Annotated in this window: 23 protein-coding genes; 11 read left to right on the forward strand and 12 right to left on the reverse strand. The window is 71.7% G+C overall.

The features are described 5' to 3' along the window. The first annotated feature begins 77 nt into the window (after positions 1–77). Positions 78–962 (forward strand): LysR family transcriptional regulator, encoded by an 885-nt coding sequence (locus ACIBVL_RS08190; protein WP_399093741.1) that lies wholly within the window; start codon positions 78–80, stop codon positions 960–962. A 7-nt stretch (positions 963–969) separates the two neighbouring features. On the opposite strand, the gene ACIBVL_RS08195 is transcribed toward ACIBVL_RS08190, so the two are convergent. Next, positions 970–1,863 (reverse strand): NAD(P)H-binding protein, encoded by an 894-nt coding sequence (locus ACIBVL_RS08195; protein ID WP_399093744.1) that lies wholly within the window; start codon positions 1,861–1,863, stop codon positions 970–972. A gap of 125 nt (positions 1,864–1,988) precedes the next feature. On the opposite strand from ACIBVL_RS08195, the gene ACIBVL_RS08200 reads away from it, so the two are divergent. After that, entirely contained in the window at positions 1,989–2,834 is an 846-nt protein-coding gene (locus ACIBVL_RS08200; RefSeq protein ID WP_399093747.1) for a LysR family transcriptional regulator, read from the forward strand. Position 2,835: 1 nt separating this feature from the next. Here the strand turns inward: ACIBVL_RS08200 and ACIBVL_RS08205 are convergent, their stop codons facing one another. From ACIBVL_RS08205 to ACIBVL_RS08220, 4 genes are all read right to left on the reverse strand, one after another. After that, positions 2,836–3,249, reverse strand: a complete 414-nt coding sequence (locus ACIBVL_RS08205; RefSeq protein ID WP_399093750.1) for a DUF4440 domain-containing protein — start codon at positions 3,247–3,249, stop codon at positions 2,836–2,838. Beyond that, positions 3,246–5,381: a putative bifunctional diguanylate cyclase/phosphodiesterase gene (locus ACIBVL_RS08210; RefSeq protein ID WP_399093753.1), complete on the reverse strand. Its 2,136-nt coding sequence runs from the start codon at positions 5,379–5,381 to the stop codon at positions 3,246–3,248. The genes ACIBVL_RS08205 and ACIBVL_RS08210 overlap by 4 nt, the downstream gene beginning before the upstream one ends. Continuing rightward, positions 5,378–6,190 carry an SAM-dependent methyltransferase gene (locus ACIBVL_RS08215; protein ID WP_399093756.1) on the reverse strand — a complete coding sequence of 271 codons (813 nt, stop codon included), beginning with the start codon at positions 6,188–6,190 and terminating at the stop codon, positions 5,378–5,380. Before ACIBVL_RS08215 ends, ACIBVL_RS08210 begins: the two co-directional genes overlap by 4 nt. A 326-nt stretch (positions 6,191–6,516) precedes the next feature. Further along, complete coding sequence (locus ACIBVL_RS08220) at positions 6,517–7,491, reverse strand: SCO0930 family lipoprotein (RefSeq protein ID WP_399093759.1); 975 nt, start codon at positions 7,489–7,491, stop codon at positions 6,517–6,519. Between the two features lie 432 nt (positions 7,492–7,923). Here ACIBVL_RS08220 and ACIBVL_RS08225 point away from each other — a divergent pair, with 432 nt between their 5' ends. From ACIBVL_RS08225 to ACIBVL_RS08235, 3 genes are all read left to right on the forward strand, one after another. After that, entirely contained in the window at positions 7,924–8,397 is a 474-nt protein-coding gene (locus ACIBVL_RS08225) for a hypothetical protein (RefSeq protein WP_399093762.1), read from the forward strand. 101 nt (positions 8,398–8,498) lie between these two features. Beyond that, positions 8,499–9,263 carry a hypothetical protein gene (locus ACIBVL_RS08230; protein ID WP_399093765.1) on the forward strand — a complete coding sequence of 255 codons (765 nt, stop codon included), beginning with the start codon at positions 8,499–8,501 and terminating at the stop codon, positions 9,261–9,263. 214 nt (positions 9,264–9,477) lie between these two features. Further along, on the forward strand, positions 9,478–10,011 hold the full coding sequence (locus ACIBVL_RS08235; RefSeq protein ID WP_399093768.1) for a hypothetical protein: 534 nt from the start codon (positions 9,478–9,480) through the stop codon (positions 10,009–10,011). A gap of 90 nt (positions 10,012–10,101) precedes the next feature. Here ACIBVL_RS08235 and ACIBVL_RS08240 read toward each other — a convergent pair whose 3' ends face one another. Further along, positions 10,102–10,608: a hypothetical protein gene (locus tag ACIBVL_RS08240; protein ID WP_399093771.1), complete on the reverse strand. Its 507-nt coding sequence runs from the start codon at positions 10,606–10,608 to the stop codon at positions 10,102–10,104. 332 nt (positions 10,609–10,940) lie between these two features. Between ACIBVL_RS08240 and ACIBVL_RS08245 the strand changes: the two genes are divergently transcribed. Further along, positions 10,941–11,612 (forward strand): class F sortase, encoded by a 672-nt coding sequence (locus tag ACIBVL_RS08245; protein WP_399093774.1) that lies wholly within the window; start codon positions 10,941–10,943, stop codon positions 11,610–11,612. 34 nt (positions 11,613–11,646) lie between these two features. Here the strand turns inward: ACIBVL_RS08245 and ACIBVL_RS08250 are convergent, their stop codons facing one another. Next, positions 11,647–12,489 (reverse strand): polysaccharide deacetylase family protein, encoded by an 843-nt coding sequence (locus ACIBVL_RS08250; protein ID WP_399093777.1) that lies wholly within the window; start codon positions 12,487–12,489, stop codon positions 11,647–11,649. 167 nt (positions 12,490–12,656) lie between these two features. Between ACIBVL_RS08250 and ACIBVL_RS08255 the strand changes: the two genes are divergently transcribed. Further along, on the forward strand, positions 12,657–13,142 hold the full coding sequence (locus ACIBVL_RS08255; protein ID WP_399093780.1) for a universal stress protein: 486 nt from the start codon (positions 12,657–12,659) through the stop codon (positions 13,140–13,142). Between the two features lie 37 nt (positions 13,143–13,179). On the opposite strand, the gene ACIBVL_RS08260 is transcribed toward ACIBVL_RS08255, so the two are convergent. Then, complete coding sequence (locus ACIBVL_RS08260; RefSeq protein ID WP_399093783.1) at positions 13,180–13,995, reverse strand: alpha/beta fold hydrolase; 816 nt, start codon at positions 13,993–13,995, stop codon at positions 13,180–13,182. A gap of 74 nt (positions 13,996–14,069) precedes the next feature. On the opposite strand from ACIBVL_RS08260, the gene ACIBVL_RS08265 reads away from it, so the two are divergent. Then, positions 14,070–14,561: a MarR family winged helix-turn-helix transcriptional regulator gene (locus tag ACIBVL_RS08265; protein ID WP_399093786.1), complete on the forward strand. Its 492-nt coding sequence runs from the start codon at positions 14,070–14,072 to the stop codon at positions 14,559–14,561. A 7-nt stretch (positions 14,562–14,568) separates the two neighbouring features. On the opposite strand, the gene ACIBVL_RS08270 is transcribed toward ACIBVL_RS08265, so the two are convergent. Continuing rightward, entirely contained in the window at positions 14,569–15,906 is a 1,338-nt protein-coding gene (locus ACIBVL_RS08270) for a CapA family protein (protein ID WP_399094842.1), read from the reverse strand. Positions 15,907–16,139: 233 nt separating this feature from the next. On the opposite strand from ACIBVL_RS08270, the gene ACIBVL_RS08275 reads away from it, so the two are divergent. The 3 genes from ACIBVL_RS08275 to ACIBVL_RS08285 all read left to right on the forward strand — a co-directional run bounded on the left by ACIBVL_RS08275 (position 16,140) and on the right by ACIBVL_RS08285 (position 18,158). After that, the gene (locus ACIBVL_RS08275; RefSeq protein WP_399093789.1) at positions 16,140–16,688 is read left to right on the forward strand and encodes a sigma-70 family RNA polymerase sigma factor; all 549 of its coding nucleotides are present in this window, start codon (positions 16,140–16,142) and stop codon (positions 16,686–16,688) included. 157 nt (positions 16,689–16,845) lie between these two features. Then, positions 16,846–17,358, forward strand: coding sequence for a hypothetical protein (locus tag ACIBVL_RS08280; protein WP_399093792.1), 513 nt, complete (start codon positions 16,846–16,848; stop codon positions 17,356–17,358). A 140-nt stretch (positions 17,359–17,498) separates the two neighbouring features. Beyond that, positions 17,499–18,158: a zf-HC2 domain-containing protein gene (locus tag ACIBVL_RS08285; RefSeq protein WP_399093795.1), complete on the forward strand. Its 660-nt coding sequence runs from the start codon at positions 17,499–17,501 to the stop codon at positions 18,156–18,158. A gap of 18 nt (positions 18,159–18,176) precedes the next feature. Here the strand turns inward: ACIBVL_RS08285 and ACIBVL_RS08290 are convergent, their stop codons facing one another. The 3 genes from ACIBVL_RS08290 to ACIBVL_RS08300 all read right to left on the reverse strand — a co-directional run bounded on the left by ACIBVL_RS08290 (position 18,177) and on the right by ACIBVL_RS08300 (position 22,282). Then, positions 18,177–19,100, reverse strand: a complete 924-nt coding sequence (locus tag ACIBVL_RS08290) for an endonuclease/exonuclease/phosphatase family protein (RefSeq protein WP_399093798.1) — start codon at positions 19,098–19,100, stop codon at positions 18,177–18,179. Between the two features lie 206 nt (positions 19,101–19,306). Continuing rightward, positions 19,307–20,170 (reverse strand): Fpg/Nei family DNA glycosylase, encoded by an 864-nt coding sequence (locus tag ACIBVL_RS08295; protein WP_399093801.1) that lies wholly within the window; start codon positions 20,168–20,170, stop codon positions 19,307–19,309. A 21-nt stretch (positions 20,171–20,191) separates the two neighbouring features. Beyond that, on the reverse strand, positions 20,192–22,282 hold the full coding sequence (locus ACIBVL_RS08300; protein ID WP_399093804.1) for a SpoIIE family protein phosphatase: 2,091 nt from the start codon (positions 22,280–22,282) through the stop codon (positions 20,192–20,194). Between the last annotated feature and the right edge of the window lie 194 nt (positions 22,283–22,476).

Raw genomic sequence — 22,476 nt, forward strand, 5'->3', positions numbered from 1 at the left:
GACGCTAGGGCCGTTCGGCCCCATCGGTCCAAGACATGGTCCGGCTCGTTTCCATAGCCTGTGCCTATCCTGGCTGGATGCAGTTCCAGCAGCTCCAGTACTTCGTGGCGGTCGCCGAGACCCGGCACTTCACCCGGGCCGCCGAGCTGGTGCATGTCGCCCAGCCGTCGCTGTCTCAGCAGATCAGAGCCCTGGAGCGGGAGCTCGGGGCGGACCTGTTCCAGCGGGCGCGCGGCAACATCACGCTCACCGACGCGGGTGAGGCGCTGCTGCCGCTGGCCCGGCGGATCCTCGCGGACACCGAGACGGCCCGATACGAGGTGCAGGAGCTGGTGCAGCTGCGCAGCGGGCGGGTGCGGCTGGGGGCGACGCCCAGTCTGTGCACCGGTCTGCTGCCGGACGTGCTGCGCGCCTTCCACGACCGCTACCCCGGCATCCGGCTGCTGATCGAGGAAGGCGGCTCGCACGACCTCGTACGGCAGCTGGCCCGGGGTGCCCTGGACCTCGCCCTGGTGGTGCTGCCGCTGCCGACGCCGTCCCCCGCGCTGACGACGGTGGAGCTGTTGCGCGAGGACCTGGTGGTCGTGTCCTCGCCCGAGGCCTCAAAGCCGGGCGAGGGACGGCGTACGGTCCGGATCGCCGATCTGGAGGGCGAGCGGCTCGTGATGTTCCGGCACGGCTACGACCTGCGCGAACTCACCGTGGCCGCGTGCCGGGCGGAGGGGTTCGAGCCGGACTTCGCGGTCGAGGGCGGGGAGATGGACGCGGTGCTCGGGTTCGTCCGGGCCGGGCTCGGGGTGGCCGTCGTGCCCCGGATGGTGGCCGCCCGGTCGGGCCGGGGCCTCAGGGTCATCCCCCTCGCCCGGCCCGGTCTTTACCGGACGATCGCCCTCGCCCACCGCAGCGACGTGGCACCGCCGCGGGCGGCGCGGGAGCTGCAGCGGATGCTGCTGGAGCGTTGAACGCGGTTCAGCGCCGGAGAGCCGCCGGTTTGAACACCTCCTCGCACCACTGGCGGAAGGTGGTGGGCGCGAGATCGGGGGTGGTCGGCTGGGCGGAGCCGTAGAAGCCCTGGGCGTTCTGGGCGTCCGCCATGTCGGCCAGCGACTGCGCCCATGCCTGGCTCGCCCCGAAACGGATCACCCGCGCCTTGAGCTCCGCGGTGGTGACCAACTCCGCGCGGACGGGACGGTCCAGCACCTCGGAGAGGACGGCGGCCATGCCCTCGGGGGTCAGGTCGTCAGGACCGACCACCGCGACGTCCTCCTGCCCGCTCCAGGAGTCGTCGAGGAGCAGGCGGGCGGCCACGGCGGCGACATCGCGGGTGGCGCACAGGCGCAGCACGCGGTCGGGGACGAGCGGCGCGGAGAACACGCCCGCGTCGCGGATCGAGGCGATCTGGCGGAGCTCGTTCTCCATCAGGGAGGGCGGGCACACAGCCCGGTAGTGGACGCCGGTGGCGGCGATCGCCTCGTCCATGGCCAGGGAGGCCGAGATGGGCCCGGCGTTCCTCGCGACGCCCCGGCCGAGGGTCGAGACGGCCACGACGCGTTCGACGCCCTGGGCACCCGTCACCTCGATCAGGGCATCGGTGAAGGCCCGGAAGTGCCCCTCGACGCTCTCGGCGCGAGGGTTCGGCGGGACCAGCCAGAAGACGCGGTCGGCGCCCTGACAGGCCTCTTTCAGTACGGCGGGGTCGGCGTGCGACCCCTGGACGACCTCCACGCGCTCGCGGACCTGCGGGGCGAGGGCGGCGGGGTCGCGGACGATCACCCGGACCGGCACGGAGTTCTCGCGGGCGTCGAGGAGGCGGGCGACGACCTCACGGCCGATCTGGCCGGTCGGGGTGGTGACGACAATCATGAACTGCTCCTGGAACAGGACTGGCTGGGATGACCAAGAGCCTGGTGCAGGGCCGTCCCGAACTGAAGGACCGGTCGGCTCACGCTTGTTACCCTCAGAGCAATACCGAGGGAAGGGGCAGGCCGATGGAGTCCCGTCCGCTGCGTTACTTCGTCGCCGTCGCCGAGGAACTCAACTTCGCCCGTGCCGCGGAGCGGTTGGGCATCTCGCCGCCGCCGCTGTCCCGGGCGATCCGCCGGCTGGAGTCGGAGCTGGGCGCGGTGCTCTTCGAGCGGACCACCCACAGCGTGGCGCTGACCCCGGCGGGCGAAGTCCTCCTGGCGGAGGCCCGGTTCGCGCTGGAGGCGTTGGAGGCATCCGGCCGGCGGGCGCGCCGGGCGGCCGCCGCCGAACCGAAGCTGGTGCTGGCCGTGAAGGCCGACGGGGACGCGGGGCTGCTGGAGGCCGTCCTGGCGCGGTACGCGGCGGACCCGGCGGCGCTGCCGGTCACCGTCCGCCTGTGCGCGTGGCACGAGCAGTCCCGGTTGCTGCGCCAGGGTGAGGCCGATGTCGCCCTGGTCTACGAGCCGTACGACCGGACCGGCCTCGACGCGGAAACCCTGGGCGCCGAACCGCGCGTCGCCGCCCTCGCCGCGGGCCATCCCCTCGCGGCCCGGGCCGGGCTGTGCCTCGCCGACCTGGGCCTGCGGCCGGACGAAGTGCAACGCTACATCGACGAGGTCCGCGGCAAGGGCCATGACCTCGCCCAGCTCCTCACCCTCGTCGGCCTGAGCGACCTCGTCGCGCTGCTCCCCGCGTCCGTCGCCGACCGCTATCCCCGACCGGGCGTCGCCTACCGCCCCGTCAGGGACGCGCCGCCCGCCGTCCTGGCCGTCGCCTGGCCGCAGCAGTCCCGCTCGAGAGCGACGGCGGCCCTGGTACGGGCGGCGGTCGCCGTGGCCGACGACCTGCGGGAGCGGGAGGCGGTCTGAGCTACGCCACGCCGGGCGGTACCGGTGTCGCCTGGTGGTAGTACATCCGCCAGCCCGTCTCCTCGTTCTGCTTGCGCCAGAGGGAACCGCGGCGGGCCCGGCGGCCCTCGAAGTCCGTCTCGTAGGTGAGGTGGACCAGACCGGGGGCCAGGAGGACACCCGTGATGGCCGAGGGCTCGAGGCGTGGGCCGCCCCGCGAGCCGCCCGCGTGCTCGGGCAGCCAGACGAGCATCTCCTCGTACGTGTAGCGCCGGCCCGAGGTGCCGACCTCCACGAACTCGGGGTCGAGCAGTCGCTCGAAGGCGTCGCGGGAGGCGCGGACGGCGGGGTCCGTGAGGGCCAGCTCGCCGGCGATCGCCTCGTTCACGTCGTCCGACGCGTGGAAGTGCCGGGTCACCCGGGCCTGGCCACTCACCCCGCGGCGTCCACCAGTGCCAGCTCGTGCAGCCGCTCCGGCGGGCCCGGACGGGCGTAGTACCAGCCCTGGGCGGTGTCGCAGCCCAGTATCCGCAACTGCTCGGCCTGGGCGCCGGTCTCCACGCCCTCCACCGTCACCGCCAGGTCCAGGCTGTGGGCGAGCGAGACGATCCCCTCGACGATCTTCAGGTCGACCGGGTCCGCCGGGAACTGCTGCATGCCCTGGGTGAAGGAGCGGTCCAGCTTGAGGACGCTCACCGGCAGACGGCGCAGGTTGGCGAGGTTGGAGTAGCCGGTGCCGAAGTCGTCCAGGGCGATGTCCACGCCCATCTCGGCGAGCCGGCGCAGGGGCTTGAGCAGATCGTCGTCGGCGCCGATCAGGGCCGACTCCGTCACCTCCAGGCAGAGGGCCTGCGGTTCGACGCCCGCGCGTTCCAGGATGTCGACCGTGTCCTGGACCAGGCCCGAGTGGGTGAGCTGGCACGGCGAGAGATTGACGTTGATGCGCAGGGGATCGGTGTCCCCGCCTCGTTCCCGCCACTCGCGGGCCTGCCGGACGGACTGTTCGAGGACCCAGCGGCCCAGCGGAACGATCAGCCCGGTGTGTTCGGCGAGCGGGATGAACCGGTCGGGGCCGAGCACCCCGTGCTGCGGATGCAGCCAGCGGACGAGGGCCTCGGCGCCACGCACGCTGCCGTCGCCGAGGTGGACCAGGGGCTGGTACTCGATGAAGAACTCACCGCGCTCCAGAGCCGCCGGGAGGGCGGTGGTGAGACCGTGCCGGGTGATCGCGCGGGCGTCGGCCTCGGGGTCGGCGAGCTCGAAACGGTTGCCGCCCGCCGACTTGGCCCGGTACATGGTGATGTCGGCGCTGCGCAGCACCTCCGCGGCGCTGCGCTCCCCGGCCGCCCCCTCCACGATGCCGATGCTGCCGCGCACGGTCAGCTCACGGCCGTCGATGCGCACGGGCGCGATCAGCGCGTTCTGGATGCGCGCGGCGAGGTCGTCGACCTCGCGATGGCTCTCGGAGCCCGTGGTCAGTGCCACGAACTCGTCGCCGCCGAGGCGGGCCACCATCTCGCCGGGCGCGGTCGCGCAGGACTGCAGCCGGTCGGCGACCTCCACCAGCAGCCGGTCGCCGGCCGCGTGACCGAGGCTGTCGTTGATGGTCTTGAAGCCGTCCAGATCCAGGTAGCACAGGCCGAAGCGCTGGTGTTCGCCGGCGCCCAGCACCTTCTCCAGGCGCTCGAAGAACAGGGTGCGGTTGGGCAGGCCGGTGAGCGCGTCGTGGGTGGCCTCGTAGCGGAGCCGGAGGTTGAGCAGCCGGCGCTCGGTGGTGTCCTCCATCAGGGCCAGCTGGTACTGCGGGTTGCCGTCGGCGTCACGCAGCAGGGAGACCGTCAGATTGGTCCACAGGACCGTTCCGTCAGGTCGGGAGAACGCCTTCTCCAGGTGGTAGTGCTCGCGTTCGCCGCGCACGAGTTCGTCGTAGAGCTTCCACGTCTGGGGCGCGTCCTCGGGGTGCGTCCACTCCACGACGTTGCGGCCGTGCATGGTCTGCTCCGAGACGCCGAACATCCTGAGCAGCGCGCCGTTGACCTGGAGGATGTTGCCCTCGAGGTCGGCCATGCCGATCCCTATGGCGGCGCCTTCGAAGACCGCGCGGAAGCGGGCCTCGCTGGCGTGCAACGCCTGCGCCACCACGCCCTGGGCCCGCAACGCGGCCTGCGCGATGGCCTCCTGCTCGGCGAGGGTGCGCTCGCGCAGGGCATGCGCGTATCCGGCGGCGATGGCGTGCTGCAGCCGGGAGGCACGCGCGCGGAGGTCCTCCTGCGGGCCGTCCTCGCCGCAGTAGAGCACCAGGTAGGCGTCGACGCAGTCGAGGGCGCGGCTGAGCGCCTCGGGGTCGGTGCAGTGTGCCCCGACCAGGGCCGCGCCGACCGCCCGTCCGGCGTCCGCGTCGAAGGTCCTGGCCAGCAGCGCCTCGCGCAACCGCCGGGCCGAGGGCAGGAGTTGCTCCTCGAACTCCGGCCGGGTCAGCGATGTCGAGGTCACCGGGAACACGGCCCGGCTCCAGATCGTCGCGAACCGGCGCAGTCTGTCCTCCGGCCCGTCCGGTGCGGCGGTCACGCGGAACGCCCCACGCCGGCGAACCCGGAGAAGGCATACGGATCCTCGTCCTCCGGCGCGGTCTCCGGCCGCCAGTCCGGCATCGGCACCAGTCCCGGTTCCACCATGTCGTACCCCTCGAAGAACCGTGCGATCTCGTCCCGCGAGCGCATGATCAGCGGGTTGCGGATGTCCTTGTACACGTTCACCGCGCCCTCGGCCCGCTCCTGGGACAGCGGAATTCCCTCGTACGAGGCATGCGTGAGGATGAGCACGCTGCCGGGCGCGAGCGCGGCGCCCAGCTCGGCCACCGCCGTGTACGGGTCGTCCGCGTCCTCCACGAAGTGCAGTATGGCAACGAGCAGCAGCGCCACGGGCCGGTCCAGGTCGATCAGCCCGCGCACCTGGGGGCTGCTCAGGATCTCCTGCGGCTTGCGCAGATCGGCGGCCACCACGTCGGCGTGCTCGTTGCCGGCCAGCACGGCCTGGCTGTGCGCGACGGCCACCGGGTCGTGGTCGACGTAGACCACCCGGGCGTCAGGGCTCGCCGCCCGGGCGACCTCGTGGACGTTGCCGAAGGTGGGTATCCCTGAACCGACGTCGAGGAACTGGGTGATGCCCTCACCGGCCGCCCACCGCACCGCGCGGCGCATGAACGCCCGGTTCGCCTGCATGATCTTGGGGAGTCCCGGCATGAACTCCATGGCCTTGCGGGCCGCTTCCCGGTCGACCTCGAAGTTGTACGAACCGCCCAGGAAGTAGTCGTAGATCCGCGAGACGCTCGGCACCGAGATGTCGATGCTCCGAGGGGCCCAGGCGGGACGCTCCATCTATCTCTCCAAGGCGTAGGCGATCCGGTGTTCGAGCTGAGGCTACTGATCGGCCGCCAAAAGGACGAGCGGAAACGGAAATTGACCGTCCGTTCCCGGTCACTGCCTGCGGCACGTGCCGAATCGACATCCCCGAAGGGCCCGGGAAAAGCGCCCGAGGCGTTCCGGAGAGTCCCGAAACGGCCCGAAGGGCGGCGAAAGTCTACGCATACGCGGCATGAACGGGAAAACGCCGGTCCGCCCCCTCCGTGCGGCGTGGAGGGGGCGGACCGGGGGTCGGACGCGCTCGTTCAGCAGGTGCGGGATCAGCCCTGGGGAGGTGATCGCTACTGCTTGGGCGCGCCGACCAGCTCTCCCTTGGGGGACACGGCGTACCACTGTCCGCCGACGCCCTGCCCGTTGATGTCCCCGGGGGCCTTGTCACCGGAGAAGGTGTAGATCGGGAAGCAGTTGATCGTCTGCTGCTTGTCACCGTCGGACCGGGTGAAGTTCATGTAGCCCTTCTCCTGAATCCCCTTGGTGTCGGCGAAGTCGACCGGGTCGACGACCGGCCACTTCTCACGGCAGGCGTCGTTGCAGTTCGACACCGGCTTCGGCCACGCCTTGTCCTTGAGGAAGCGGTAGACCGTCATGCCGTTCTTGTCGACGACGATCTGGCCGAGGTTGGGGTCGTTGCGCACGGACAGCCCCGTCGAGGCGGACTCCGCCTTGGCCTTCTTGCCGTCGGGCGCCAGCGCGAACCACTTGTTGCCCACGCCCTGGCCGGTGGTGTCACCGGGGTTGGCGTCCTTGGCGTAGTAGTACGCGGGCCAGCCGTCCACGGTGAGCTGCTTGGTGCCGTCGGAGCGGGTGACCTCACCGAGCAGCGACTTGTCGATGCCGTCGCCGGCGCTGACGTCGTCGGCGGACACCGGCGGCCAGGTGGTCGCGCAGTCGCCGTCGCAGTTCGACTTGGGCGGCTCGGCGGTGTCCTGGTCGAAGCGGTAGAGCGTCATGCCCTTCGCGTCGGTCAGGATGTTGCCGAGTTCCGTGTTGGTGGAGATGGCCAGCTCGCCCGCGACACTGCCCTGGGCGCCGGCGCCGGCCTCAGCGGTCGGGCTCGCGCTGGTACCGGTGCCGGTACCGACGCCGCCGGTGTATCCGGTGCCGCTGCCGACACCGCCGATGCTGCCGGCCTGGGCCGTGGCGCCCACGTTCTGGCTCGAGGCCGACGTGCCGCTTTCCTGACCGCACGCCGTCGTCAGCGCCAGCACACCCACAGCGCTCGCCACGAGTGAGGCGCTCCGCCAGGAGGTCTTCATCGTCAACAACTCCCCGATAGTCCAAAGGGTGTTGCAGCGCCCTGCTGCGCCGCCCCACGGCATTGGGTACGCATGGGGGTGGTCGTTGTGTTCAAACGCGCCACACATTTCTTTCGGCCGCCTGTGATTCCGGCTGCGACGCGAGCTCCACCGGACGGCTTCCGGACACCCGCCGACGACTGTCTCGCGGCTCGTGCACCCGTGCCCGGAGGCCAAGCGCGAACATCCGCCCGCCAAACCCGCGGGCCCGGACATCCCCCGTTCGGGGCAATCCCGTCGGGCGGGCGCGCACGGCGGTGTGGGAGGCCGCATGATCTCGATCGTGCATGGATCCGAACCGACCCGATCCGCCCTTGGCGTCAGGGCGTTGTCCCTGGTGACCGCGGCCTGGATCCTCACGGCCGCGCCGGCCGGGGTGGCCGCGGCCGACGCGTGCGCATACGCCTCGACGGGCCCGGACGGCACCGCGGCGGTGGCGGTCGCGGGGAGCCGTTCCTGGCCCACGCCGCCGGCTTACTCGACACCGCCGAAGTCACCGATGCCGCCGATGCCCACGGTGTGCCCGGTCCCGACACCGACACCCACGCCTCCCCCACCACCCCCGCCTCCTCCACCGCCGAAGCCGAAGCCCACCCCCACGCCGAAACCCACGCCCGAGCCGACGCCTCCCCCGAAGCCCAGCCCCAGGCCGACACCCAGACCCACGCCGACGCCCCCGCCCCCACCCGCACCCGCACCCGCACCCGCACCCGCGGCACCGCTCCCCCGCCCGACCCCCACCCCCACCACCCCACCCCCGGGGCCGAAGCCGACCCCCACGCCGCCCAAGCCCACTGCGCGCCCCTCGGCCGGCCCCGTGAGCTACCCGGCCTACCACTCCAGGCCGCGCCCGCGGCCGGCCCGTGACAGCACACCGCCGGTCACCTACGTCCTGCTCATCACCGTGCCCGCGCTGGCCGCCGTCGCCGCGCTGCGGCCGCGCTAGCGCCGATCCAGGGAGGCACCTCTTGCCGGAATGGCTTGTTCTCACCCTCGCGATGCTCGCCGCCTGCGTGGTGGTGGTCGCCGTGACCCTCGTACGGCACCGCACGGCGGCCGACGACGAGGACCCGTCCGAGACCCCGGACGTCATCGAGTACATGACGATGTGGATCGGCGTGGTGTACGCCATCGTCCTGGGCCTGGCCATCGCCGGCGTCTGGGACGCCCGGGGCAGCGCCGAGGACCACGTCCAGGCGGAGGCGCAGGCGCTGCACGAGATCTCGGAGCGGGTACGGGTGTACCCGGCCGACGTCCGAGACCGCATTCGTGGGGATGTCAACGCCTATGTCGGACACGTCGTCACCACCGAGTGGAAGGCGATGGCCGACGGGGGCGAGGTGACCGAGCGCGGAAACGCACTGCTCGAGCGGGTCCGCGCGGACGTCACCGACTACGAGCCCGAGAACGACTTCCAGGCGCAGGCCTACCAGCCGCTCCTGGACCAGATGGCCGCCGCGGACCAGGCGCGCAACGCCCGGGCCGGCGCGACGGGGGCGACCATGCCGGGGGTGGTGTGGTTCGGACTGCTCGCCGGGGGCGTGATCACCATCGGCATGGTCTTCGCGCTGCAGATCCGGCGGACGCCCCGTGAGCTGATCCTGGCCGGACTGTTCTCCGCCCTGATCGCCTTCCTGCTGTTCCTCATCTGGGACTTCGACGCGCCCTACAGCCGGGGCATCACCGCCTCCGCCGAACCCTTCCTGGACCTGTTCCCGGGCATCAGGGGCTGAGGCACCGTCGGGAGCGCGGGGGCGGTCGCCACGCCGCCGCCGTCCCCCGGTCGCGGGAACGCACGTCCCCTGAGCGGCCCACACGCATGCCCCATTCGCGCGAACTGCGATCGCGCGGGCGCACACCTGTTCCTAGCGTTTCGGTCATCGAGGTGCATTTCTGGCGCGAGCGGAACAGGTCCGCAGCTGCTCCTCGGGGACCGGAGGATCCACCATGCGCGCGATACGCGTCGCTTCGGCCGCACTGCTGGGCATGACGGCCCTGACCTTGTCCGCACCGGCCGCCGTCGCGAGCGGCGGTGACGACCACTACGTCATGTCGAACGGTTACGGCGTGCTGCCCGCCACCGTCGCGGCGGGCGGCCAGGTGACGCTCCAGGTGGACCGTGTCGTCAGCGGCTGCAGAGGCTCCGTGACGGTGTCGTCGGGGGCGTTCGACACGGTCACCGTTCCCAGGGGGTCGTCGTCGGCGGTGGCGCTGGTCGACCGGTACGCGAAGCCCGGGGCGATGTACCGGGTGACGTTCAGCTGCGGCGGCCTCGGCGCCGTCAAGGATCTGACCATCGCCGCGGTCCCCCCGCCCGTCCCTGAGCCCTACCCGGTCCCGCAGGGGGTGCGCGCCGGTGAGGGCGGCACCGTCGCCGGGTTCGACCTCCAGGAGATCGGACTGGGCGCCGCGCTGATCGCGGGCTCGCTGGCGGCGGCGTACCACTTCGCGCGACGGCGCGGCGGTGCGGACGCCGCCTGACGGCGGCAGCGCGTGAGGAGGCCTTCGCCCCGGTCCCTGCCGGGGACCGGGGCGAAGGCCCTTCCGTGCGGTCTCGCCAGGAGACACTCCTCAGGTGCGGCGTTCGGAACGGCGGCGCATCCAGAACAGTCCGCCGCCGGCGACGGCCGCGGCGACGAGCCCGCCGCCGATGGCGATGTCGGTCGGCGTGGCCCCGCTGGAGCTGCCGCCGCCGAGACCACCGCGGACACCGCCGAGGACGGTGAAGGCGCGGGGGCTGGTCAGGGTGCGGCCCGAGCAGTTGACGGTGATGTCGTAGGTGCCGGGGCGGGCGTTGTTGCTGATGGTGGCCGTGCCCCTGGCGGCCTGGTTGGCACCGTTGATCGCGGTCAGGGTGGCCGTCCCGAAGGCGTCCGAGGTCATGGTGCCGCCCGCCGGGCAGCCGTCGACGGTGACCGTGATCTGGCCACCCCTGGCGATGACACTGGGCAGGACGACGATGTTGCTCGGGTTGACGTTCATGCCGTCGCGGGCGTCGGCCGCCGGGGCGGCGAGGCCGAGGGCGGCGACCGCCGCGGCCGAGACCGCCGAGGCCGTCAGGAGACGAGTGGTGCGCATGTGATCCTCCGCGGAAGGCGCCCGGGGACCCGTCCCCGGTCTGTCGGCGAGAGAACGCCTCCCGAAAAGACCCTCAGATGCCCTGCACGCGCCCGCATTTCGGGAATGGTCCGTCCTGGTGAGAGGACACGCCGGGGAAAAGCACGCAGGGGGATATCGCCGCAGGTCACGGACCGTCAGAAAATTCCTCGCGATGGCGACTCGGATGGCGCACCAAAAGGCGCGGCGGCCACCCGTTCGCACCTGAGCCGTCGCCGGTTTCCGGTACGGGACTTAGCGTTCTGGTATGCGCGAAGGGACGTGGCGACGGCCGCGTCGAAAGGGGATGCCGCATGTCTGGGTACGGACTGTCCGAGGTGGCGGAAGAGGAGGAGCGGCAGAAGAAGCGTGCCCCTTGGGGGGTGATAGCGCTTGTTCTGCTGACCGGTCTCGCGCTCATCCGGAATGGTTCGGGGGAGTTCGACATCGGCCCGCCGCAGCCCGCGTCGGCGGCGGCCGCGGACAGCCGCAGCGTGCCGGGTGCCTTCGGGCAGACCCCGGACCCGCTGCCGTACGCCCTGCCCGACCGGGTGATGATTCCCGCCATCCAGGTGAACGCCCCTGTCATGCCGGTCGGTCTGGACGCGGACGGCTGGGTGGGGGCGCCGCCGCCGGAGGACCCGAATCTGGCCGGCTGGTTCACCGGTGGTGTGTCGCCCGGTGAAAAGGGAACGGCGGTCGTGGTCGGCCATGTGGACAACAAACTGGGCCCGGCCGTCTTCTACGGACTCGGGGCCCTGAAGAAGGGAAATCGCGTCGAGGTGACGCGCAAGGACGGAAAGACCGCGGTGTTCGAGATCTACGGCATCGAGGTCTTCGCGAAGAACAACTTCCCCGGTGACCGCGTGTACGCCTCCAAGGGGGCGCCCGAGCTGCGGGTCATCACCTGCGGCGGCGGTTTCTCCAAGGCGAACGGCTACGACGGGAATGTCGTCGCCTTCGCCCGCCTGGTCGAGGTCCGCTGAGCGGTTCCCGGCCGGGCGGGCGGGGCGGCCCCCTTCAGGTGTACTGCCGTTGCGGGACGGTGATGCGGTAGCCGGAGTCCAGCAGGTGGGGCAGGTAGCGGCGGAGGGCCTTCACGCTCTGGGTGCGGTCGCCGCCGGCGTCGTGCGAGAGGACCACGACGCCCGGGGCGGCGCCGTTCTCGACCCGGTCGACGATGGTGCGGGTGCCGGGAGTGGTCCAGTCGAGGGAGTCGATGGTCCAGGCGAGGGGTTCCATGCCGAGTTCGGCGCCGAGCTGGAAGGCGGCGCGGTTCCAGGCGCCGTAGGGGGCGCGGAACCAGCGGGGGCGCTCCCCGTAGCCGTTTTCGATCACCTTGCTGGTGCGGGTCATCTGGGAGCGGATCTGGCGGCGGGTGAGGGTGGTGAGCAGGGGGTGGGACCAGGTGTGGTTGCCGACGACGTGCCCCTCGTCGGCCATGCGTCCCAGCAGCTTCTGATGGTCGACGGCCATCTCGCCGCACACGAAGAACATGGCGCGGACGTCGTACTCGCGGAGGGTGTCGAGGATATGGGGGGTGTAGCGGGGGTCGGGGCCGTCGTCGAAGGTCAGCACCATGGTGCGGTCTCGGCCGGACATCTTCAGCAGCGGTTGGCGACGGACCGGGGTTCGGCCGTGCGCGGCGCGTGGGGGGCCGTATCCGGTGAGCGGCTGGAGGCGGTAGGCGGAGGGCTTCAGCGGAAGCCGGCGCGCCGGGGCGCCGGGGGCGGGGCCGGCCTCGTCGCCCGGCGTCCCGCCCGTCCCCCACCCGAGCAGCCCGGCCGTACCGGCGGCCCCTGCGGCAGCGGTGGCGCCGACGAGCAACGCCCGGCGCCGCGTGAACAACTGATCCTTCTTCATGCAGTCATCAGTCGCCCGCCCGGCCCCCGCCGCACCGCACCGGTCACACGATTCCACCCACCGGCGCAGCACCGGGACAGCGGGGAAGGCATGGCGGCTACCGGGCCGGCGGGTGGTGGCCCTGGGGCTTCCGACAGCCTCGGAGATGTGACGGTAGCCTCGGAGATGTGACGGAACAGCACTCGCAGCAGCCTTCGCAGGAGCCCTCGGAGCGGTTCGAGCGGGGCACGGACGGCCCGAAGGTCATCCTGGTCGGCGTCGACGGCTCCGACTCCTCGCTGCGCGCCGCGGCCTACGCGGGTGGCCTGGCCCGCCGCCAGCACGCGCTGCTCGCGGTGGTGTACGTGCAGCCGGTGATGGCGGCGGGTGCGGCCTTCGGGGTGCCGGTGGCGGAGACGACCGGGCAGATCGCCGAGGACATCGCGGCGCAGATCCGGGACACCGCCCAGCGGCTCAAGGGGATATTCGACGTGCGCTGGGAGTTCCACACGTTCCACGGCGACCCCTACGGCGGTCTGGTGAAGGCCGCGGACGAACTGAAGGCCGACGCGGTCGTGGTGGGCGCCTCCGAGCAGGCCGGTCACCGGATCGTGGGCTCGGTCGCGGTACGGCTGGTGAAGGCGGGGCGGTGGCCGGTGACGGTGGTGCCGTAAGCCTCACTGCTCGGGGACGCCGTGGCGCCGTGGCGCGTCAGAGGGTGCCGAGGAACTCGCGGATCACCGCGGTGAACTCCTCCGGCTTCTCCATGTTCGGGTAGTGCCCGGTGCCCTCGATGAGGACGGCGCGCCCGTTCTGGACCGTGTCGGCCAGCCGCTGGGCCGCGGCGATGACGTCGGCGGTGTCGAGGGCGCCGTTGACGGTGAGCACCGGGACCTCGACCTTCGGCAGACGGGGCCAGGTGTCGGTCACGGGGACGTGCCAGTTCGTCTCGCCGACGGTGTGCTTGGAGACGGTGTTCAGGGCCATCTCCCGCAGGCGGCGCGGGATGTCCGGGTCGAGGTCGTCGAGGGTGCGGTGCGGGCCGGGCACGTAGCTCAGGAACGCCTTCAGCCAGCCTTCGACGTCACCGGAGGCCAGGGCGCGGGCGGTCGCGGCCTGGATCTCCCGGTGCCAGGGGTCCGAGTCCTGGAACTCGCCGGTCGAGGCGCCGCAGACGACCGCCGCGCGGACCAGCTCGGGGTGTTCCAGCAGGGTGTCGCCGACGATGACGCCGCCCATCGAGACGCCGACGAGTACGGCGGGACCGGCGTCGAGGTGGCGCAGCAGGTCGGCGAGGTCGTCGGCCCAGCGGAACGGCTTGGTCGCGTTGGCGGAGGCGCCATGACCTCGCACGTCCGCCGCGACCACCCGATGGGTGCCGGCGAGCGCCGGTATCTGGGCGTCGAAGACGCGGTGGTCCACGTATCCGGAGTGGAGCAGGACCACGAGGTCCCCGGCGCCGGCCTCGCGGTAGGCGAGGTCGCCGTCGGAGGAGGCGAAGTACTTCAGTTCCGAAGCAGCAGTCATGACAACCAAGGTGTCATTCTGGGCGGATTTTGGCAACCTGGTTGTCATGACGCGCGGGAGTGCATGATGTGGGGGTGAACGACACCGACAGCCCTCTCGATCCGCAGGCCCCCCTCCCTCCCGACGAACTCGGCCGGCGTCTCACCGAGGTCTTCGACCTCGTCGGTCCGCTCTACCGGCGCGCGTTGCGCAAGGTGGAGCAGGGGGAGGAGGTCGAGGGGGCCTCGGTGGGCGTGCGCTCCGTGCTGGACCTGCTGCGCAGGAAGGGGGAGATGACGGTGCCGCAGATGGGCCGCGTCATGGCGCTGAGCCGGCAGTTCGTGCAGCGCATGGTCAACGACGCGGCGGCGCAGGGGTGGGTGGAGAGCGTCCCGAACCCCGCGCACCAGCGCTCGTCGCTGATCCGGCTCACCGAGGAGGGCCGGACGCTCGTCACCGCCGTCCTCGACCGCGAGCACACCCTGAACCGCCAGGTCGGCGGCGGCCTCACCGACGCCGAGGTACGGGCCTGTGTGCGGGTGCTGACGGAGATGCTGAAGACGTTCGACCACGTCGACGTCGAGTGACCACCGGTCACTCCCCCATCACCAGCCCGTCCTTGGCCGCGCCCCGGCCGAGGACGACGTCCCGGATCCGGTCGCGCACGCCCTGGACGCCGGCGCCCCGGGCGAGGGCCTGGTTGAGGTTGACGACCCGGCCCGCGTCGACGTCGTACATCTGCGGCACGAACTCGGCCTTCCGCACCTCCCAGCGGCCGCCGGGCCTGGCGGGCGGGGCGAAGGTGAAGCGGGCGACGGTGGACTCGTTGCCGCGCGGGTCCTGGACGCCCTGCTGGTTGAACATCTCACCGGCGATCTGGTCGCCCAGGCCGTAGACGACCCAGGTGCCGTTGACCTTCTCGTACGCCTGCGGGACATGGGTGTGGGTGCCGAGGATCAGGTCGACGTCCGGGCGGCCGTTGGTACGGGAGGCGGTGAGGGTTCGGGCGAGGGCGAGCTGGCGGTCGTCCGGCGCCTCCTGCCATTCCGAGCCCCAGTGCAGGGATACGACCACCACGTCGGCGCCCGCCTTCCGGGCGGCCCTGGCGTCGGCGAGGATGCGGCGCTCGTCGACGAGGTTGACGGTCCAGGGCTGCCCCGGGGGAAGGGGGGAGCCATTGGTGTCGTAGGTGTAGGCGAGGTGGGCGACCCTGGCGGGGCCCGCGTGCAGAAGGTCGACCGCGTCGGCCTCGGCCTCGGTCCGGGCGGTACCGGCATGCCGTACGCCCGCGCCGTCGAGAGCGTCCAGGGTGCGCTGAACGCCGGCGGCGCCGTCGTCGAGGCTGTGGTGGGAGGCGGTGGAACAGCCGTCGTAGCCGGTGGCGGCCAGGGCCGGGGCGATCTCGGAGGGGGACCTGAAGGCGGGGTGACCGGGGTTCGGGCCACCGGCGCCGGGCACGGCGTCACTCACACCGGGCACGGCGCCCCCGGCACCGGGCGCGACAGCGCCCGCCCCGGGCACGGCACCACTCGCGTCCGGCACGGAAGCGCCCGTACCCGGCGGGGCCGCGCCGGGCTGGGCGGGGCTGGTACCGGCCACGGCACCACCCGCATCCGCCAGGGCACCGCTCGTGCCGGCCACGGTGTCCAGGTGGCACAGGGCCAGGTCGGCGCGGGAGATGACGGGTTTGACGTCCTCGAGCATCGGGCGGAAGTCGTAGCCCGTGCCGCCGGCGTCGAACTGCGCGCGGTCGACGACCGAGTCGTACGGGAGGATGTCGCCGGACGCCACGAGAGTGAAGCCCGTGGTGGCGGCGGAGGCCGCCGGGGGGCCCGGCCTCTGGGGCGGTCGCCGCGCATCGGCCTGGCAGGCGGCGGCCGCGGCGAGGACGGCCGTCAGGACCAGGGCCACCTGATGTCTGCGTGCGACGATCACCGGATCACCCCATTTCTGCCGAATCTACTTGTTTGTCATACATATGCATGTATTACTCCTAGCCCATACCCCCGAACAGTCCGGCCCGCCGCTCCCGTCGGCCCGCCCGATGCGCGCGATCGGCGTAGCCGCGACCGTTCGTCGAACCGTTCGTCGACGCGATCGACCGTCCGTCGCAGAGGCGTGTACGGGCCCTGTCCTGAAACGGTCGCTTGCGGTGCCATACGCCCATGACCGTCGGAACCACCCTCACCGCCAGGACGACGACCGCCGACCACGAACTCGCCGCAGTGCAGCGCGAGCACGGCCGGCCGCTCTTCGCGCTGCTGCTGAGGCTCTGCGACGGCGACCGCCAGCGCGCCGAGGACCTCGTCCAGGAGACCCTCGTCCGCGCCTGGCAGCATCCCGAGGCACTGCGGGCCGACGCCTTCGAGTCCGTTCGGCCCTGGCTGATGACCGTCGGCCGGCGGCTCGCGATCGACGCGCGGCGGGCCCGTCAGGCACGGCCGGCCGAGGTCGGGGACGCGGTCCTGGAGAACGCGCCCGCCTGCGCCGACCACGCCGAACGGGCGGCCGCCACCCTCGATGTGCGGGAGGCTGTGAAGACACTCACTCCCGAGCACCGTGAAGTCCTGGTGCTGGTGTATTTCCAGGGGGCGAGTGTGGCGGAGGCCGCCGAAACGCTCGGGATTCCGCCCGGTACCGTGAAGTCCCGCGCGTACTACGCGCTGCGCGCCCTGCGCCGGGTGCTTCCCGGATACGCGCCCGACCTGGGCTGAAACCCACGGTCGAGTCAAGCCTTCGCAAAGCGCCTTGCCGAGGACCCCGGTTGGGTAATCGGGTGTCCTTATCCGTGTTCCGGATGGGGCCCGGTCGCTGTGCTCCAGGAGCCCGGGCGACGGGCGACGCGCACGCACCGGAGGAAGGCAGGAAGGGATGCTGCACAGAGGTCACCAGAGCACGGACGGCGCCGACGGCGGGGAACTCACCGTCCCCATGGCCTGGTTGTACGCCGAGTACATCGCCGACGAACTGTTGCGGACCGGCGACCTGATGCCGCCGACGTCCTTCGAGTTCCGCGCCGGGCGCGACGCCCTGGCGCTCACCATCTTCCTGTCCGACACCGACGGCGAGCTGCCCGGCATCCGGGTCGTGACCCAGCTGGAGACCTGGCTTTCGCTCACGGCGTACGACCAGCCGTGGCAGGACTGGGTCGCCGAACGTATGGAACAACTGACGGCACAGGCCGCCGAGTCGGAGGGACCCGCTCCCGATCTGGAGCTGGCCGCGGCGGCCTGGCGATGGCTGGAGGAGACCGAGCTGCTCGCCCCCGATCTCAACGCGGTGCCGGGCGGCGCACCGGTCGGCGAGGACGAGGGACCCAAGGTCTGGACGCCCGCCTGGCAGCTCGGACTGCCCCTCGGTCATCTCGCCATCCATCTTTTTTAGATTGGGACCAATCCGGGGGCCCGACGGCTCCGAACACTTGGGTCACGATTCGGTACGCGCCTGAGTGATTCACGTGCCTGGTCCGTACCGGTGGGAGCAAGGAGTAACCCCACTGGCACTCAACGGCACGAGGTTTCGGCATGAGGTCCCTGGAGAGGCATCGCGACGTCGGCGCGTACGCGCTCGGCGTGCTGGACGAGGCGGAGGCCTTCCGCTTCGAGGACCACCTCATGGAGTGTCCTCAATGCGCGGCGCAGGTCACCGAGTTCGGGCCCACCGCACGACAGATGATGCTCTACCGGCGGGCCACTCCGCGCACCGTACACCCGTTCGCGGGGCCGGGACCGCGGATGCTGGACAAACTGCTCGCCGAGGTGGCCGTACGACACCGGGCCGCCCGTCGGCGGGTGATGTTCGCCCTGGCGGCCTCCGTGGTGATCGCGCTGGTCGGCCCCGCGGTCGCGATGATGGCGGGCGGCGGTGGCGGCGGCGACGACGCCGTACGGGTCACCGCCACCGACGAGAAGTCGGGGGTGTGGGCGCAGGTGACCATCGAGGAAGAGGCGTGGGGCAGCGACGTCGAGCTGAAGGTGAAGGACGGGGCGGGCCCCCGGGACTGCCGGCTGATCGCCGTCGGCCACGACGGCTCCGAGCAGACCGTCACCAGCTGGAACGTTCCCCTGCACGACGCCCGCCCCAACACGATGCGCGGCGCCACCGCCTACCACCCCGAGGAGGTCGTCCGCTACGAGCTGCGGACGGCCGAGGGCGAGCACCTGGTCACGCTGCCCTCCCGATGACGCCGGTCCGGAGTGAGTTCAGGTCACTTCGATGTCGACGTACACGGGGCAGTGGTCGGACGCCTTGGGCTTGTTCTTCCCGACGCCCGGGAAGTGGTCGCCCTTGTAGCGGTCGGCCCGCAGCGGCAGCCCCTTGCGGAAGATCACGGGCGAGTTCGGGACGCGCGTGGCGAGGGAGGTCGACGGCAGCAGGTAGTCCAGCTGGCGGTACTCCTCCTTCTTCGCGTAGTAGTGCGTCCACTGGTCGGTCTCCGGCAGGATCCGCTCCACCACGTTCTCGACCTGGTCCCAGTGGGCGAGGGCGTCTATGCCGGAGTCGTCGTCCAGGTAGTCGTTGAGGTCCCCGAGGACGACGAAGGGCCGGTCCGCGGGCTGGGGACCGAAGCGGTCGGTGACGATGGTCATCACCTGGGCGGCCTGGCGCACCCGCTTGCCCTGGGTCTCCGGGCGACCGCCCATCATGGACTTGAAGTGGTTGACGAAGAGCGTGATCGTCTCGGTGTCCGACACCTGCACGTCGACTTCCAGGCAGTCCCGGGAGAAGAGCTGCTTCGTGGGCTCCGCGGGGTCTCTCAGGTGCTGGTAGGAACGGATGTGGGTGAGCGGCCGCTTGGAGAGCACGGCGACGTCGATGAGCCGTGGGTCGTTGCCGTCCACGCCCGCGACATAGGGGTACCTGCCGTTCCCGCCGAGGAACTGTGTGCGGAAGTGCTTGAGCGTGTCGATGTTCTCGACTTCCTGCAGGGCGATCACGTCCGCGTCGAGTTCACGCACCGCCGCACCGGTGATGGCCTTGCTCTCGACGCCGAGTTCCTGGAATTTGGTCTGGTCGACGACCCAGCCGCGGGTGTTGGCCTCGGTCGGGTCGACGTCGTCCCTGAAGCGCCAACGCGCGAAGAGGTTCTCGCAGTTGAACGTGGCAAGGCGGAGTGTGCTGGACATGGGCCCCTCCACGGGGCAGCGGCAGCGGTCGTCGGCCGGGACGTTCGGGCGGAAGGCAGTTCGGCGACATGACCCTGTCGCCGCCGCGGTGATGTGAGTTCCGGCGAACGTGCCCGAACGCCAATTCCAGCGTGTTTCCCCCGGGACGAATGCGCAAGCCGGGCAAGGAGTCGGCAAGTTGAACGCAACACCATCACCGAGTGGCGCTACTTCAGCAGCCGGGACATCCGCCGGTCGGCGAGCGGTTTGCCGCCCGTCTGGCAGGTGGGGCAGTACTGGAGCGCGGAGTCGCTGAAGGAGACCTCGCGGATGGTGTCGCCGCAGACCGGACAGGGCTCGCCGGTGCGGCCGTGGACCCGCAGGCCGCTCTTCTTCTCCGCCTTCAGCCGCCCGGCGGCCAGGCCGCGGGAGCGCTCGACCGCCTCGGTGAGCGTGGTGCGCAGAGCCTCGTAGAGGATGTGGGTCTCCTGCGGGGTCAGCGAGGCAGCGAGCTTGAACGGGGACATCTTCGCCGCGTGCAGGATCTCGTCGCTGTAGGCGTTGCCGACGCCCGCGATGAGGCTCTGGTCGCGCAACGCGCCCTTGAGCTGACGGCGTTCGCCCGCCAGGAGCTCGGCGAGGCGCGGTTCGTCGAAGTCGGCGGCGAGGGGGTCGGGGCCGAGGCGGGCCAGGCCGGGAACGTCCTGCGGGTCGTGGACGACGTACACCGCGAGCCGCTTCTGGGTTCCTGCCTCGGTCAGGTCGAAGCCCTCGCCGGTCTCCAGGGCGACCCGCAGGGCGAGGGGGCCCTTGCCGGGACGGGGCGGCCCGTCGGGCAGGCGGTCCTTCCACTGCAGCCAACCCGCGCGGGCGAGGTGGGTGACGAGGTGCGGACCGTCGCCGGTCTGCAGACCGAGGAACTTGCCGTACCGGCGCACCGCGGTGACCTCGTGACCCTCCACGGCGCTGACGGGAGGGTCGTACGTCTTCAGGACACTGATCGCCACCGGCAGCACGCGCACGATCTCATGGCCGACGACGTGCTCGGTCAGGAAGTCCTTCAGCGCCTCGACCTCGGGAAGTTCCGGCATACGTCCAGAGTGCCACGAGAGTCACCGGTCCTCGTGCGCGGCGAACTCGCACCACACGCACTTTCCGCCGCCCCGTGCCTCCACGCCCCACGCGTCCGCGAGCAGGTCCACCAGGAGCAGGCCCCGGCCGGAGACGCCCGACTCGCCGGCCTCGCGGCGGCGCGGGAGGGCGCTGGAGGAGTCCTCGACCTCGACGCGCAGGCGCCGGTCGCCGGCGCCGGTCAGGACCCGCAGGGTGACGATCGCGGCGCCCTCGGTGTGCATGAGGGCGTTGGTGATCAGTTCGTCGGCGACCAGTTCGATCTCGTCGGCGCGGTCGCGGGCGCCCCAGGCGCGGACGGCGGCCGTGATCATGTGCCGGGCGGCGGTGAGCGCCTCGGGGTCGCCGGGGGCGACGTGCTGCTGGAGCCGGCCGCCGGTCCGCGGGGTGTCCAGGCCGCGCCGCCGCAGCAGGAGCAGGGCGACGTCGTCGTCCCCGCCGCGTTCCTCGGCGAGGTCGATCAGCCGGTCGGAGAGGCGGCGTACGTCGTCGGGGCCGGCGGCGACGAGAGCGGCGAGGTTGCGCATCCCGTCGTCGAGATCGGCGCCGGGCTGCTCGACCAGACCGTCGGTGGCCAGCAGCAGGGTGTGACCCGGGTCGAGCTCGATGGTGCCGACCGGGTACTCCAGGCTGCCGAACTCGGCGGACAGGCCGAGCGGCAGCCCGCCCGGGACGGGGACGCGACGGCAGCTGCCGTCGGGGCCGCGCAGCAGCGGGTCGATGTGCCCGGCGCGGACCACCTGGACGACCCCGGTGGACAGGTCCGCCTCGGCGTAGAGGCAGGTGGCGAAGCGGTCGGTGTCGAGTTCGTGGAGGAAGACCGAGGCACGGGCCATCACCGTGGCCGGGGTGTGGCCCTCGGCGGCGTAGGCCTTCAGGACGATGCGCAGCTGGCCCATGACGGCGGCGGCGTGCGTGTCGTGGCCCTGGACGTCGCCGATGACGGCGCCGACGCGGCCGCCGGGCAGCGGGATCAGGTCGTACCAGTCGCCGCCGATGTCCCGGCCGTGGGTGCCGCCGATGGTGGCGGCGCGGTAGCGGACGGCGACGTCGGCGCCCGGCACGCTGGGGATGGTGCGCGGCAGCATGGCCTGCTGGAGGCCCTGGGCGATGTCCTTCTCCTGCTCGTAGAACATGGCCCGCTGCAGGCTCTGCGCGATGCTGCTGCCGAGGGCGACGAGGATGTTGCGCTCCTCCTGGCTGAAGCCCTGCCGGTTGCTGTAGAGCAGGCCCATCGCGCCGATCGGGCGGGCCTGGACGATCAGGGGCAGATAGGCCGCCGCGGTGATCCTGAGGTCGGTGATGTGCGGCCACAGCACCGGGTAGCCGGCCGCGAACTCCTCCGGCGACTCGATGAAACGGGGGGTGAGGGTGCGCACGACCTCGCTCATCGGGTACGGCTCGTCGATCCGGGTGACGAGGGTGCCGGGGACGAAGCTGCCCTCGGGGCCCTCGGCGACCAGCCGGATGCGGCCGGCCTCGACCAGGCCCATGACGAGGCTGGTCGCGCCGAGGTGGGTGAGGCCGTGGGTGTCCTTGAGGACGTCGATGACGTCCTGCACCGTCCGGGCGTGCGCCAGCGCGGCCGTGGTGAGCTGTACGACGTTGGTCTGCTCGCGGCGGGCGTCGTCGAGGTCGGCCGCCTCACGGCGTTCGGCGAGGTCGCTGAGCTCGTCGGTGGCGTCGCGGACGATGCCGACGATCCGGCGGGGGCGGCCGGTGCCGTCGCGGCGGATGTAGCCCTGGGTGTGGGTCCAGCGCAGGGTGCCGTCGCGCAGCCGCATGCGGAAGTAGGCGCCGTAGTTCTCGCTGCCGTCCTTGATGGCCTGGGCGACCAGTTCGTCCAGGCGGATGCCCTCGGCCGGCGGGACGCGTACGGCGAGGGAGGCGGGGTTGCCGTCGTACTCGTCGGGCCGCAGGTCGAAGATCTCGTGGGCCCGGGCGTCCATGTGGAACAGCCCCGTGTCCAGGTCCCAGTCGAAGCTGCCCATGCGGTTGAGCGCCAGGATCGGATCCGGGTGGGCGGGCCAGTCGTCCGGGAGTGACAGCGCCCTCGCTCCCCGATCAACCATGGGGCTACCTTGCCAGGATTTGTCCGATTCTTCGACCCGGAGCCCTCACCCTCCGAGAGGGCACGGACGGTGAGAGGCGCCATGGGTACTCGCACCACTGCCTCCCGAACGACACGGGCACTCGCCCGGGACACGCAAGCCGAGGCAGGGGACACACAGCGTCACGATGGTCGGAACGGAATGAACGGAGCGCA

Origin of the sequence: Streptomyces sp. NPDC049687 (assembly GCF_044465285.1) — a bacterium.
Classification (GTDB): domain Bacteria; phylum Actinomycetota; class Actinomycetes; order Streptomycetales; family Streptomycetaceae; genus Streptomyces.

Coding starts and splice junctions, on each gene's coding strand:
- ACIBVL_RS08190 (WP_399093741.1), top strand. CDS start 78: ATGCAGTTCCAGCAGCTCCAGTACTTCGTGGCGGTCGCCGAGACCCGG.
- ACIBVL_RS08195 (WP_399093744.1), bottom strand. CDS start 1,863: ATGATTGTCGTCACCACCCCGACCGGCCAGATCGGCCGTGAGGTCGTC.
- ACIBVL_RS08200 (WP_399093747.1), top strand. CDS start 1,989: ATGGAGTCCCGTCCGCTGCGTTACTTCGTCGCCGTCGCCGAGGAACTC.
- ACIBVL_RS08215 (WP_399093756.1), bottom strand. CDS start 6,190: ATGGAGCGTCCCGCCTGGGCCCCTCGGAGCATCGACATCTCGGTGCCG.
- ACIBVL_RS08220 (WP_399093759.1), bottom strand. CDS start 7,491: ATGAAGACCTCCTGGCGGAGCGCCTCACTCGTGGCGAGCGCTGTGGGT.
- ACIBVL_RS08235 (WP_399093768.1), top strand. CDS start 9,478: ATGCGCGCGATACGCGTCGCTTCGGCCGCACTGCTGGGCATGACGGCC.
- ACIBVL_RS08240 (WP_399093771.1), bottom strand. CDS start 10,608: ATGCGCACCACTCGTCTCCTGACGGCCTCGGCGGTCTCGGCCGCGGCG.
- ACIBVL_RS08245 (WP_399093774.1), top strand. CDS start 10,941: ATGTCTGGGTACGGACTGTCCGAGGTGGCGGAAGAGGAGGAGCGGCAG.
- ACIBVL_RS08250 (WP_399093777.1), bottom strand. CDS start 12,489: ATGAAGAAGGATCAGTTGTTCACGCGGCGCCGGGCGTTGCTCGTCGGC.
- ACIBVL_RS08260 (WP_399093783.1), bottom strand. CDS start 13,995: ATGACTGCTGCTTCGGAACTGAAGTACTTCGCCTCCTCCGACGGCGAC.
- ACIBVL_RS08275 (WP_399093789.1), top strand. CDS start 16,140: ATGACCGTCGGAACCACCCTCACCGCCAGGACGACGACCGCCGACCAC.
- ACIBVL_RS08280 (WP_399093792.1), top strand. CDS start 16,846: ATGCTGCACAGAGGTCACCAGAGCACGGACGGCGCCGACGGCGGGGAA.
- ACIBVL_RS08285 (WP_399093795.1), top strand. CDS start 17,499: ATGAGGTCCCTGGAGAGGCATCGCGACGTCGGCGCGTACGCGCTCGGC.
- ACIBVL_RS08290 (WP_399093798.1), bottom strand. CDS start 19,100: ATGTCCAGCACACTCCGCCTTGCCACGTTCAACTGCGAGAACCTCTTC.
- ACIBVL_RS08295 (WP_399093801.1), bottom strand. CDS start 20,170: ATGCCGGAACTTCCCGAGGTCGAGGCGCTGAAGGACTTCCTGACCGAG.
- ACIBVL_RS08300 (WP_399093804.1), bottom strand. CDS start 22,282: ATGGTTGATCGGGGAGCGAGGGCGCTGTCACTCCCGGACGACTGGCCC.